This window comes from Pseudomonas sp. S2_A05, from assembly GCF_054668485.1.
In genome coordinates this window covers 3,456,473-3,469,079 of the sequence record NZ_CP162775.1, presented here as the reverse complement: position 1 = coordinate 3,469,079, position 12,607 = coordinate 3,456,473, and the positions used below count along the sequence as shown (strand labels likewise).

The 12,607-nt window shown below is 59.7% G+C and carries 13 protein-coding genes; 6 read left to right on the top strand and 7 right to left on the bottom strand.

Features of this window, described 5'->3' with window-relative positions; all coding sequences use genetic code 11:
• Positions 1 to 59: 59 nt before the first annotated feature.
• From AB4O12_RS15770 to AB4O12_RS15760, 3 genes are all read right to left on the bottom strand, one after another.
• Positions 60 to 815, bottom strand: a complete 756-nt coding sequence (locus tag AB4O12_RS15770) for a DeoR/GlpR family transcriptional regulator (protein WP_007953179.1) — start codon at positions 813 to 815, stop codon at positions 60 to 62.
• 95 nt (positions 816 to 910) lie between these two features.
• Positions 911 to 2,413: a glycerol kinase GlpK gene (glpK, locus tag AB4O12_RS15765; protein ID WP_024014162.1), complete on the bottom strand. Its 1,503-nt coding sequence runs from the start codon at positions 2,411 to 2,413 to the stop codon at positions 911 to 913.
• Between the two features lie 77 nt (positions 2,414 to 2,490).
• Positions 2,491 to 3,342: an MIP/aquaporin family protein gene (locus AB4O12_RS15760; RefSeq protein WP_460059043.1), complete on the bottom strand. Its 852-nt coding sequence runs from the start codon at positions 3,340 to 3,342 to the stop codon at positions 2,491 to 2,493.
• A 350-nt stretch (positions 3,343 to 3,692) separates the two neighbouring features.
• On the opposite strand from AB4O12_RS15760, the gene ybaK reads away from it, so the two are divergent.
• Together ybaK and AB4O12_RS15750 are read left to right on the top strand one after the other, a co-directional pair.
• Complete coding sequence (gene ybaK / locus AB4O12_RS15755; protein WP_406227304.1) at positions 3,693 to 4,163, top strand: Cys-tRNA(Pro) deacylase; 471 nt, start codon at positions 3,693 to 3,695, stop codon at positions 4,161 to 4,163.
• Positions 4,164 to 4,262: 99 nt separating this feature from the next.
• Positions 4,263 to 5,045, top strand: a complete 783-nt coding sequence (locus AB4O12_RS15750; RefSeq protein ID WP_150638637.1) for a PhzF family phenazine biosynthesis protein — start codon at positions 4,263 to 4,265, stop codon at positions 5,043 to 5,045.
• 120 nt (positions 5,046 to 5,165) lie between these two features.
• On the opposite strand, the gene AB4O12_RS15745 is transcribed toward AB4O12_RS15750, so the two are convergent.
• Together AB4O12_RS15745 and argF are read right to left on the bottom strand one after the other, a co-directional pair.
• Positions 5,166 to 6,275, bottom strand: coding sequence for an ABC transporter ATP-binding protein (locus AB4O12_RS15745; protein ID WP_095181785.1), 1,110 nt, complete (start codon positions 6,273 to 6,275; stop codon positions 5,166 to 5,168).
• Entirely contained in the window at positions 6,272 to 7,192 is a 921-nt protein-coding gene (gene argF / locus AB4O12_RS15740) for an ornithine carbamoyltransferase (RefSeq protein WP_024014160.1), read from the bottom strand. The genes AB4O12_RS15745 and argF overlap by 4 nt, the downstream gene beginning before the upstream one ends.
• 405 nt (positions 7,193 to 7,597) lie before the next feature.
• On the opposite strand from argF, the gene AB4O12_RS15735 reads away from it, so the two are divergent.
• The 3 genes from AB4O12_RS15735 to grxD all read left to right on the top strand — a co-directional run bounded on the left by AB4O12_RS15735 (position 7,598) and on the right by grxD (position 10,568).
• A complete protein-coding gene (locus tag AB4O12_RS15735; protein ID WP_041479870.1) occupies positions 7,598 to 7,888 on the top strand; it encodes a hypothetical protein in 291 nt (96 codons plus the stop codon).
• A 135-nt stretch (positions 7,889 to 8,023) separates the two neighbouring features.
• Entirely contained in the window at positions 8,024 to 10,129 is a 2,106-nt protein-coding gene (locus AB4O12_RS15730; RefSeq protein WP_375122613.1) for a molybdopterin oxidoreductase family protein, read from the top strand.
• Positions 10,130 to 10,226: 97 nt separating this feature from the next.
• Positions 10,227 to 10,568, top strand: a complete 342-nt coding sequence (grxD, locus tag AB4O12_RS15725; protein WP_016773402.1) for a Grx4 family monothiol glutaredoxin — start codon at positions 10,227 to 10,229, stop codon at positions 10,566 to 10,568.
• 201 nt (positions 10,569 to 10,769) lie between these two features.
• On the opposite strand, the gene bfr is transcribed toward grxD, so the two are convergent.
• Positions 10,770 to 11,243, bottom strand: a complete 474-nt coding sequence (gene bfr, locus AB4O12_RS15720) for a bacterioferritin (protein WP_016773403.1) — start codon at positions 11,241 to 11,243, stop codon at positions 10,770 to 10,772.
• Positions 11,244 to 11,444: 201 nt separating this feature from the next.
• Complete coding sequence (locus AB4O12_RS15715; protein WP_003227725.1) at positions 11,445 to 11,663, bottom strand: bacterioferritin-associated ferredoxin; 219 nt, start codon at positions 11,661 to 11,663, stop codon at positions 11,445 to 11,447.
• A gap of 312 nt (positions 11,664 to 11,975) precedes the next feature.
• Between AB4O12_RS15715 and AB4O12_RS15710 the strand changes: the two genes are divergently transcribed.
• Entirely contained in the window at positions 11,976 to 12,578 is a 603-nt protein-coding gene (locus tag AB4O12_RS15710) for a peroxiredoxin (RefSeq protein ID WP_003227723.1), read from the top strand.
• Positions 12,579 to 12,607 lie beyond the last annotated feature (29 nt).

Here is a 12,607-nt window from a genome sequence, read left to right as displayed (position 1 = left end):
CCAAGAGTGGGAGCGAGCCTGCTCGCGAAAGCGTCGGTTCGGTCAGCGAGGGAGAGGAATCAGACGACTTCCAGACGAATCTTGTGCTGACTCAGCAATTGCGCCAGCGCCGGTACCGGCTGCTGATCGGTGACAAGGCAATCGATCAGGCTGATCGGCCCCAGTCGAATCATCGCGTTACGCCCGAACTTGCTCGAATCCGCTGCCAGAATCACCTGTCGCGCGTTGGCGATGATCGCCTGGCTGACCCGGACCTCCTGATAGTCGAAGTCGAGCAGGCTGCCGTCCTCATCGATCCCGCTGATGCCGACCAAGGCGAAATCGACCTTGAACTGATTGATGAAGTCCACACTCGCCTGACCGACCACACCGCCGTCGCGGCGCACGTTGCCGCCGGTCAGCAGCACATCGAAATCATCCTTGGCGCTGAGCATCGAGGCGACGTGCAGGTTGTTGGTGATGATTTTCAGGTGGCTGTGATTGAGCAGGGCGCGGGCGATCGATTCGGTGGTGGTACCGATATTGATGAACAGCGAGGCGTGATCGGGGATCTGCGCGGCAATGGCTTCACCGATGCGTTGCTTTTCATCACGCATCTGATCGGCACGCATGGCATACGCGGTGTTTTCGACACTGGAATCGTAAGCGGCGCCACCGTGGTAGCGACGCAGCAGATTGGCTTCCGCGAGCTGGTTGATGTCGCGGCGGATTGTTTGCGGGGTGACGACGAACAGCGTGGCCATTTCCTCGATGCTCACATAGCCGCGTTCGCGGACCAGCTCGAGGATTTGCTGCTGACGGGGAGGCAGATTCATGGGGCTTCCTTTGGGCTGCCAAGCAAAATTTGCCCATGATGCCGCAGGAATCTGCTCCCTACCAGTTAGATACCCTTCTGGAACTGCACGTTGGCTTATTCAGCGTCCTCACGCGCCCAGTCACGGGTGCGGCTGACGGCTTTTTTCCAGCCTTTGTAGAGTTTCTCTTTCTCGGTTTCGTCAAGGCTCGGTTCGAACTCGCGCTCGATCACTGCCTTGCCGCGCAGTTCTTCCAGGCTGCCCCAGAAACCGCAGGCCAGGCCGGCCAGATAAGCCGCGCCGAGTGCGGTGGTTTCGCGCATTTGCGGGCGTTCGACCTGGGTGCCGAGGATGTCGGCCTGGAACTGCATGAGGAAGTTGTTCGCCACCGCACCGCCGTCCACGCGCAGGGCTTTGAGGCGTTCGCCGGAATCCTGTTGCATGGCGTCGAGTACGTCGCGGGTCTGGTAGGCGATCGACTCCAGCGCGGCGCGGATGATGTGATCCACGCGGACGCCGCGCGTCAGGCCGAACAGTGCGCCACGGGCATACGGGTCCCAGTACGGCGCGCCGAGACCGGTGAACGCCGGCACCAGATACACACCGTTGCTGTCCTTGACCTTGTTGGCAAAGTATTCGGTGTCGTGGGCGTCGTTGACGATTTTCAGTTCATCACGCAGCCATTGCACGGTCGAACCGCCGTTGAACACGGCGCCTTCCAGAGCATAAGCCACTTCGCCGCGCGGGCCGCAGGCGATGGTGGTGAGCATGCCGTGCTGGGATTTCACCGCTTTGTCGCCGGTGTTCATCAGCAGGAAGCAACCGGTGCCGTAGGTGTTTTTCGCCTGGCCCGGCTCGACGCACATCTGCCCGAACAGTGCTGCTTGCTGGTCGCCGGCGATGCCGCCGATGGCGATGCCGCTCTTGGTGCGACCGTAGATTTCCGAGGACGCTTTGACTTCCGGGAGCATCTCGCGGGGGATGTCGAGGATCTCCAGCATCTTCGAGTCCCACTCCAGCGAATGGATATTGAAGAGCATGGTGCGCGAGGCGTTGGTGTAGTCGGTGACGTGCACCTTGCCGCCGGTGAATTTCCAGATCAGCCAGCTATCGACGGTGCCGAACAGCAGCTCGCCGTTGCGCGCACGCTCGCGGCTGCCTTCGACGTTGTCGAGGATCCACTTCAGTTTGGTGCCGGAGAAGTACGGGTCGGTGACCAGGCCGGTGGTGTCACGGATGTAGTCTTCGTGGCCATCGCGCTTGAGCTGCTGGCAGATCTCGGTGCTGCGGCGGCACTGCCAGACGATCGCGTTATACACGGGGCGGCCGGTGGTCTTGTCCCAGACCACGGTGGTTTCACGCTGGTTGGTGATACCGATCGCGGCAACCTGGTCATGGTGCAGGCCGGCCTGGGCCAGCGCTTCAACCATCACCGCGCTCTGGGTGGCGAAGATTTCCATCGGGTCGTGCTCGACCCAACCGGCCTGCGGGTAATGCTGAACGAATTCGCGCTGCGCGGTGCAGACTACGTTCGCGTCGCGGTCGAAGATGATCGCGCGCGAACTGGTCGTACCCTGATCAAGGGCAATGATGTAGTTCTTGTTCTGAATGTCGGTCATGTCGATTGCCTTGGACGAAAAAAACGAGAGTGGGCCGTGGCGCAGGCTCGGATGGGCAGGAGCCGGCGCCGACTGTTTCAAGAAGTTCTTGGTTTGCCGTCAATGGCCGGTTCTGCATCCTTTGTAGCAGGTGTGGCGCCGGTCAGGTGACGGGCGATGAGCCCGCGATACCCGGCAGCGCCGAGGCAGGCACCGACAATCGGTGCAAAAATCGGAATCAGGAAATACGGAATATCACGACCACCGGTGAAGGAAATTTCACCCCAACCGGTAAAGAAAGTCATCAGTTTCGGACCGAAGTCACGCGCAGGGTTCATCGCGAAACCGGTCAGCGGACCCATCGCACTGCCGATCACGGCAATCAGCAAACCGATCAGCAACGGCGCCATCGCGCCGCGTGGCAGGCCGTTGTTGTCATCGGTCAGGGCCATGATCACGCCCATCAGGATCGCGGTGATGATCATCTCGACCAGAAAGGCCTGGGCCGTCGAAAGCACCGGGTTCGGGTAGGTCGAGAACACCGACGCCAATTCAAGGCTGGCGGCCGAGCCACGAATCATCTGGTGGGTTTGTTCGTAATCGAAGAACAGATTGCTGTAGAGCGTGTAGACCAGCAATGCGCCGCAGAAGGCGCCGGTAATCTGCGAAAGGATGTAGAACGGCAGTTTGCGCTTTTCGAAGTCAGCGAAGATTGCCAGAGCAATGCTCACTGCCGGGTTCAGGTGCGCGCCGGAAACCCCGGCGGTGAGGTAGATCGCCATGCTCACGCCGACGCCCCAGATGATGCTGATCTCCCACAGGCCGAAGCTGGCACCTGCGACTTTGAGCGCGGCGACACAACCGGTGCCGAAGAAGATCAGAAGGGCGGTGCCCAGGAATTCGGCCATGCATTGGCCGGAAAGCGATGGTTGCGGTAAAGCAGCTGTCATTGAAAACCTCGGTTCTTTTTCTTGTGTGGCGCCTTGCCAACGGAGCAGGGCGCGATCTTCACCGGGTCGGAATCCCCATTCGGTTCCCGGGTTACTGCTGGGTACTGCGTTGAGCATGATTCTTACATTATTCAGATTCGAAAAAATATAGACAAGAAACAAACCTGTCAAAGGTCGAAAGTGAACCACCGGTCACAATAAAACTATTCGCCTTGTGAATGATCAGCGCCGCGAACTGCTTGAATGCAGCGCGAAGCCACGGGATTCGCGGCTTGGAATAGAGCCTTTTGCCCAACGATGACCTAGAATCCGCCGCAGGTTTTTCAAAGATTGCCGAACCCGGAGCTGCCATGACCCCAGCGTTGGACTTGTTGAAAAAAGTTCGTGCCGAACATCGCGTGCACAGTTACGAACATGATCCGAAGGCCGCGTCCTATGGGCTGGAGGCGGCGGAGAAGCTCGGGCTCGCACCGGCGCAAGTGTTCAAAACCTTGCTGGCCGCCAGTGAAAAAGGCGAACTGCTGGTGGCTGTGGTGCCGGTCGTCGGAACGCTCGACCTCAAAGGGCTGGCCCATGCCGCTGGAGTGAAGAAAGCCGAAATGGCTGACCCGGCTGCCGCGCAACGTTCAACCGGCTACCTGTTGGGCGGCATCAGCCCGCTCGGGCAGAAGAAACGCCTGCGCACCTTCATCGACAATTCCGCTCAGGGGTTCGCGACTATCTATGTGAGTGCCGGGCGGCGAGGACTGGAAGTGGAATTGGCACCGGCGGTGCTGGGCGAGCACACTCAGGCGCAGTTCGCCGATATCGGCCGGGCTTAAAATGCGCGCCAGCTGTATGAAGAAAAAATTGCGCTTCTGTCACTGGCACTGATCCGGGCCGCCGTTGCATGCTCGGTCGACCAATTCAGGGAGAAAATCATGCAGCTTGCGTTTCATCAGGTCGACGCGTTCAGTGATCGGCCGTTCAGTGGCAACCCTGCGATGGTCTATCGGCTCGACAGCTGGCTGGCCGATGACTTGATGCAGAAAATCGCCGCCGAACACAACCTGGCGGAGACTGCGTTTCTGGTGCGCGAAGGGCAGGCCTGGCATATCCGCTGGTTCACCCCGACCACCGAAGTGCCGCTGTGCGGGCATGCGACCCTGGCCAGCGCGTTTGTACTGTTCGAAATCTATAAGGAAAGCGCCGAGCGCATCGACTTCATCTGCAAGTCCGGGCCGCTGAGTGTCAGCCGCGAAGGCGACCGGCTGTGGCTGGATTTCCCGACCATCGTGCCTTCGGAAATCGGCGTGACGCTGGATGTCGAGCGGGCGCTGGGTGTCGAGGCTGTTGATGTGCTCGGCTCCAACGAACTGTTCGTGGTGCTGGAATCGGAGCAGGCCGTGCTCGACTGCAAACCGGACATGGCGGCGCTGGCGAAACTGCCATGGCTGGGTGCAATCGTCACCGCGCGTGGCAATCAGCACGACTTCGTCTCGCGCTATTTCGCCCCGGCGATCGGTATCAATGAAGACCCGGTGACTGGTTCGACGCATTGCAGCCTGATTCCGTACTGGTCCAAGCGTCTGGGCAAAACGAATCTGACCGCGTGCCAGCGCTCGGCGCGGGGCGGCGAGTTGTTCTGTCGGCTGGACGGTGAGCGGGTGAAGATTGGCGGCAATGCGACGCTTGTGGCCAGCGGTACCCTGTTTTTAGGCTGAGGCAATACCAACTGTGGGAGCGAGCCTGCTCGCGAAAGCGCTCTTTCAGTCAACATCTTCGGCGACTGAAACACCGCATTCGCGAGCAGGCTCGCTCCCACAATTTTTATCCAGTGCGGATCAAAGGCTGGTGCTGAACCGACGGACGCCGTTTTCCACCGCCGGAATCTGCGCCGCGGTGCTGCCGGATGCCTGGAACAGCACCAGGTGATCCGCCGCTACGCGAATCCCGACCTGCGCGCCAACCAGATGATCGGCGTGGCTGGGGAAGATCGATTCCAGCTGCGCGCCGGTCGGCAGTTGCAGGCGATACAAGGTCGCCGCGCCGAGGAATGTCTTGCCGACAATCTGCGCCTTCAATGGGCTGTCCGGTGCATAAACAATGTCATCCGGACGCAACAGCACATCCACTGCACCGCCAATCGGCCAGGTGTAAGCACGGTTGCCGCGCAGTTCACCCAGCTCGGTCTGCACCGATTCCGGGGTGACGAGCTGGCCGCGAATGAAATAGCCCTGACCGATGAAACTGGCGACATACGGCGTCGCCGGTTCGTGATAGAGGTTGTAGGGCGTATCCCACTGTTCCAGCCGACCTTCCTTGAACACGCCAACGTGATCGCTGACGGCGAACGCTTCTTCCTGATCGTGGGTGACCAGAATCGCACTGGTGCCACGAGCCTTGAGAATGTCGCGCACCTCATGGCTGAGCTTGCGGCGCAGTTCGCCATCGAGATTGGAGAACGGCTCGTCGAGCAGCAGCAACTGCGGCTCCGGCGCCAGGGCGCGGGCGAGGGCGACGCGCTGTTGCTGACCGCCGGACAATTCGTGGGGGAAGCGCTTGCCGAGGTTTTTCAGGTTGACCAGTTCCAGCAGCTCTTCGACCACGCGCGCCTTGTTCGGGTGCTTGCGAATGCCGAAAGCGATGTTGTCGGCCACGCTCAGGTGCGGGAACAGCGCGTAGTCCTGAAACACCATGCCGATCCGGCGTTTCTCCGGTGCCAGGGTGAAACCGGCGCTGGAGAGGGTTTCGCCACCGAGGGTGATTTCGCCTTCATGCACCGGTTCGAAACCGGCGATTGCGCGCAGGGTGGTGGTCTTGCCGCAGCCGGACGAGCCGAGCAGGCAGCCGATGTCGCCGGCGTTGAGGTGCAGATTGAGGTTCTGCACCACGCGTTGATCTTGGTAGCCGCAAGCGAGGTTGCGCAGGTTCAGCAGTAATTCATGGCTCATGCGTGGTGATATGCCGGTTCGACGAGGAACTCGAGCAGGGCCTTCTGTGCGTGGAGACGGTTTTCTGCCTGATCCCAGGCGACGGAGCGCGGGTCATCGAGCAGGTCGAGACTGATTTCTTCGCCACGGTGCGCCGGCAGGCAGTGCATGAACAGCACGTCCTCGGCAGCGAGGTCGAGCAAGGCACGGTTGACCTGAAACGGCGCGAACAGCTTGAGGCGCTTGGCAGTTTCCTCTTCCTGACCCATCGAAGTCCAGACGTCGGTGCTGACCAGATGCGCGCCACGCACGGCGTCCTGCGGATCGCGGACGATGGTCACGCGATCACCAGCCTGGGCGACGAATTCCGGGTTCGGCTCGTAGCCTTCCGGGCAGGCAACGCGCAACTGGAAGTCGAACTGGATCGCCGCTTCTATATAGCTGTTGCACATGTTGTTGCCGTCACCGATCCAGGCCACGGTCTTGCCCTGGATCGAGCCACGGTGTTCGAGGAAGGTCTGCATGTCGGCGAGCAACTGGCACGGGTGCAGATCATCGGACAGGCCGTTGATCACCGGCACGCGCGAGTTGGCGGCGAATTCGGTGAGGGTGCTGTGGGCGAAGGTGCGGATCATCACCGCATCGAGCATGCTCGACATGACGATGGCGCAATCGCTGATCGGCTCGCCACGGCCCAGTTGGGTGTCGCGCGGGGACAGGAAGATTGCCTGGCCGCCGAGCTGGATCATGCCGGCCTCGAAGGAGATCCGGGTACGGGTCGAGGATTTTTCGAAGATCATCCCCAGCACGCGGTTTTTCAGAGGCTCGAACAGTACGCCGCGGTTACGCAGGTCCTTGAGCTCAACGCCTCGACGGATCACGCTGACCAGCTCTTCGGGCGTGCAATCCATCAGGGAGAGAAAGTGCCTTGCGCTCATCATTGACTACCTTTTTGCTACAGACCGCAGATGCTCAAAGCCTTGTTTAACGGAACAACGGGCGAGACCTGCGGCGTAAGCCGCACGGGGCGACGAAATAGGGGGAGGCGCGATATTGACACTAAATGTCGCGTTTTTCCAATAGGGTACTTTTTCAGCGGGATTCGGAGCGCGGACCGAGCATTTCGATCACGCATGTTGAAGCCGGATTCAGTACAGCGGTGAGCCTCTTTGTACACTGGCGCCGCCGCGCTTGGCAATGCGCCGCGACGGCAACGCAGCGGTCCTGGTCGGTTTGCGAACGCGGCGCCACCGATTCGCTTGGTCGGATGTTCAGACTGAAACATTTGCTAAAGCAAAGTGCTGGGTTATAAATAAGTTTCGAGCGACGCAGGGAGCCTCCGCATGGAATCGAAAGAACAACTGTTAATGGAGCTGCTGGGCCACACGGCTCGCTCTCTGACCCATCTCACCGCGTCAGTCACCTCGATGTCTTTCGAGTTGCTGCGCAGTGACGACGAAGTGGTCAAATCCGCCGGCCGACACATGATCGATCGCATGGCCACCATCAGCGCCGGGCTCGATGAGCACTGGCGGTTGATCGGCGAGCTCACCGGCGTCCACGTCGCCCACGAGCAGATCGAAACCATCCAGGAAATCCAGCTGGCCGCACCGCCGCAGTTGCCTTCGAACTGATCGCGACGGTTTATCGGCTGCCCTGATAACCGTCGATTCACGAGACGAACGTCGCTGGCGCCTGCTCCGCGCACGGGCCATAGTTTTGTTCCCGCGGGCGTGATTGCCTGCCCCCGAACAAGACAGAGACTGGCCATGACCAAGACTCTTCACCACCGTGCGTGCCACCTGTGCGAAGCCATTTGCGGGCTGACCATCGAAACTACGGAAACCGATGGCGATGTCGCGATCACCTCGATCAAGGGTGATGCCCTCGACACCTTCAGCCGCGGCCATATCTGCCCGAAAGCCGTGGCTCTGCAAGACATTCAAAACGATCCCGACCGGCTGCGGCAGCCAATGCGCCGCGTCGGCAGCGAATGGCTGCCGATCGAATGGGACGAGGCGTTTGCGCTGGTGGCCGAGAAACTCGCGGCGATTCAGGAACGTCACGGCCAAAACGCCGTTGCGGTGTATCAGGGCAATCCGAGCGTGCACAACTACGGCCTGATGACCCACAGCAATTACTTCCTGGGGTTGCTGAAAACCCGCAATCGTTATTCGGCCACTTCAGTCGATCAACTGCCGCATCACCTCAGCAGCTATCTGATGTACGGCCACGGTCTGCTGTTGCCGATCCCGGACATCGACCACACCGATTTCATGCTGATTCTCGGCGGCAATCCGCTGGCGTCCAACGGCAGCATCATGACCGTGCCGGATGTCGAGAAACGCCTGAAGGCTATTCAGGCACGTGGCGGCAAAGTGGTGGTGGTCGATCCGCGGCGCAGCGAAACCGCAGCGATGGCCGATCAACATGTATTCGTTCGCCCGGGCGGCGATGCGGCGCTGTTGTTCGGCATGCTCAATACGCTGTTCAGCGAAGGCCTGACCCGCGACAGCCATTTGCCGGTCGATGGCCTGGATGAGGTGCGCAACGCCGTGGCGGCGTTCAGCGCCGAAGCCATGAGCCCACTTTGCGCGGTGCCTGCCGAGCAGATCCGCCAACTCGCCCGCGACTTCGCTGCCGCGCCAAGCGCCGTCTGCTATGGACGCATGGGCGTCTCGACCCAGGCCTTCGGCACCTTGTGTCATTGGGTGGTGCAGTTGATCAACCTGGTCACGGGCAACCTCGACCGCGTTGGCGGTGCCCTGTGCACCGAGCCAGCGGTGGACCTGGTGGCGTCGACCTCGGGCGGGCATTTCAACAAATGGCAGAGCCGCGTTTCCGGGCGTCCTGAATACGGCGGCGAGTTGCCGGTCTCGGCGCTGGCCGAAGAAATGCTCACCGAGGGCGAGGGGCAGATCCGCGCGCTGATCACCGTCGCCGGCAACCCGGTGTTGTCGACACCCAACGGCCGGCAACTGGAGCAGGCGCTGGATGGCCTCGACTTCATGCTCAGCATCGACCTGTACATCAACGAAACCACGCGCTATGCCGATCTGATCCTGCCGTCGACCTCGGCGCTGGAAAACGATCACTACGACACCACTTTCAACCTGTTTGCGGTGCGTAACGTGACCCGCTTCAATCGCGCGATCCTCGCCAAGCCCGAGGGTGCGCTGCACGACTGGGAGATCTTCGTCGGTTTGGCCAAGGCCTTCGCCGAGAAAACCGGCAAGGAGCTGAAACCGACGATGCCGCCGGCGAAGATGATCGACATGGGCCTGCGCATGGGCCGCTACGGCGATGCGTCCGAGCACAAGTTGTCGTTGGCGACGCTGTTCGATCATCCGCATGGCGTGGATCTGGGTGCGCTGAAGCCGAATCTGGCATCACGTCTGAAAACGCCGAATCAGCGTATCCAGGCCGCACCGCCGGAAATTCTCGCTGACCTCGCTCGCTTTGCCGCGTTGCAGGCGCCGGCTGCCGATGAGTTGTTGATGATCGGCCGCCGCCATGTGCGCAGCAACAATTCGTGGATGCACAATTTTCATCGACTGGTGAAGGGCAAGCCGCGGCATCAGTTGCTGATGCACCCGGATGATCTGGCCAGCCGTGGCCTGGCTGATGGGCAACGGGTTCGGGTGAGTTCGCGGGTCGGGCAGATCGAGGTGGAAGTGCTCGCCAGTCTCGACATGATGAAAGGCGTGGTCAGCCTGCCCCACGGTTGGGGCCACGCGCGCCCGGGCGTGCAGATGGCGATCGCCAGCGGCCAGCCGGGGTCGAGCGCCAACGACCTGACCGACGAGTGCCAGCTTGACGAACTGTCGGGCAACGCGGCGTTGAACGGTGTGCCGGTGACAGTGGCGGCGGCTTGAGCGGGTCTGTCGGGGAGACCGAGCATGGCGCTCGGGATTCCGTTACAATGCGCCACCGTGCCGACCTCTGAGTCGGAAAGTTCAGCCGAGGTGCTCCATGGATATCATCGAAACGATTAAAGAGCAGATTGCCAACAACACCATTCTGCTTTACATGAAAGGCTCGCCGAATGCCCCGCAGTGCGGCTTCTCCGCAAAAGCTGCGCAAGCCGTGATGGCCTGTGGTGAAAAGTTCGCGTACGTGGACATCCTGCAGAACCCGGAAATCCGCGCCAACCTGCCAAAGTACGCCAACTGGCCGACTTTCCCGCAACTGTGGGTCGGCGGTGAGCTGGTCGGCGGCAGCGACATCATGACCGAGATGGCTGCAGACGGTTCGCTGCAAAGCACCATCAAGGCGGCTGTCGAAGCGGCAGCGGCGAACAAGTCCGAAGCCTGATTCTACGTTCATAGAGTTTCGCTCGACGACGCGTCTCCCGTAGGAGCTGTCGAGTGAAACGAGGCTGCGATCTTTTGATATTCGGCCAGCAAAAAGCCCCGCACCTCGAAAGAGGGCGGGGCTTTTTGTTGGTTATATGAGTTGACTGAGTATCAAGGCTGAAATCGATAAAGATCGCAGCCTCGTTTCACTCGACAGCGCCTACTCTTCGCCCATCTGCGACTGCAGATAGTTTTCCAGGCCGATCTTGTCGATCAGGCCGAGCTGGGTTTCCAGCCAGTCGATGTGTTCTTCTTCCGACTCGAGAATGTCTTCGAGCAGTTCACGGCTGCCGAAGTCGCCAACGGTTTCGCAATGGGCGATGGCGGCTTTCAGGTCAGCGTGGCCGGTCTTTTCGATGCGCAGGTCGCATTCGAGCATTTCGCGGGTGTGTTCGCCGATGTGCAGCTTGCCCAGGTCCTGCACATTTGGCAGGCCTTCAAGGAACAGGATGCGCTTGATCAGCTTGTCCGCGTGTTTCATCTCGTCGATGGATTCGTGATATTCGTGCTTTCCGAGCTTGTTCAGACCCCAATCTTCATACATGCGCGCATGCAGGAAGTACTGATTGATCGCGACCAGCTCATTGGCAAGGATCTTGTTGAGATGCTGGATGACTGTAATGTCGCCTTTCATGATCGGAGTCCTGCCCTGTATTAACTGTATATAAGGCGGAGTTTGAGCTTGGTGTTTATAAGTGTCAAACCTAAGTTATTGAATAATAAATGAAAATTAATCGGAATAAGAATGTTTGTGTTCCGCGTCTGGACGCTAAGCAATTGATTTTCAGGCATAAAAAAACCGGACGCGAAGTCCGGTTCTTTGAAATGGGGGCATTTACGCAGCAGTAAATTCTACAGGGTAAGGGATCGCGGCCTGGGCGGTTTGCAGCTTGGTCAGGGTTTCGCGCACCACTTCCTTGGCAAGGCAGGCGCATTTGCCGCACTGGCTGGCGACGCCGGTGGCCTGGCGAACTTCTTTGTAGCTGCAGCAACCTTCATAGATCGCTTCGCGGATCTGTCCGTCGGTGACGCCAGTGCAGAGGCAAACATACATAAGTAAGAACCGTCGCTGGTTGTGACTCAATTGCGATGGATCTTAATGTTAACGAGAATGATTGTCAAAGTGCTTTCGGAACGCTTCGCAGCCAATTTCCCAGCGACTGACGAACGGTATTTTCCAAATGCGCGTCTGACCCCATGAATACGCAGTGGATAACCGAACAGGGAAAATCCGTTACGGACAGGCCAAACACGCAGTGTATGATGGTCGTCCCTTGCGAAGAGGGTTCGTGTCACAGGGCTGTCGCCTGAGGGTGACAGGCTGGCCCGGACCCTGAACTTCAAGTTTCTACACCAGGAGATATCAATGAGCGTACTCGTAGGCAAACAAGCCCCAGACTTCACCGTCCCGGCCGTACTCGGCAATGGCGAGATCGTTGACAGCTTCACCCTGTCCTCGGCCATCAAAGGCAAATACGGCCTGGTGTTCTTCTACCCGCTGGACTTCACCTTCGTCTGCCCGTCCGAGCTGATCGCTCTGGACAACCGCATGGCTGACTTCAAGGCGCGCAACGTTGAAGTGATCGCTGTGTCGATCGACTCGCACTTCACCCACAACGCCTGGCGCAACACTCCAGTGAACAATGGCGGCATCGGCCAGGTGAAATACACCATGGCTGCCGACATGAAGCACGACATCGCCAAGGCTTACGACGTTGAATCCGAAGGCGGCGTGGCTTTCCGCGGCGCGTTCCTGATCGACGACAAAGGCGTGGTTCGCTCGCAGATCATCAACGACCTGCCGCTGGGCCGTAACATGGAAGAGCTGATCCGTCTGGTCGACGCGCTGCAATTCCACGAAGAGCACGGCGAAGTCTGCCCGGCCAACTGGAAGAAAGGCGACAAAGGCATGAACGCTTCGCCAGAAGGCGTTGCGGCTTACCTGACCGAAAACGCTGCTGCCCTGTAAGGCGCAACGTCGAGGTAGAAAAAAACCGG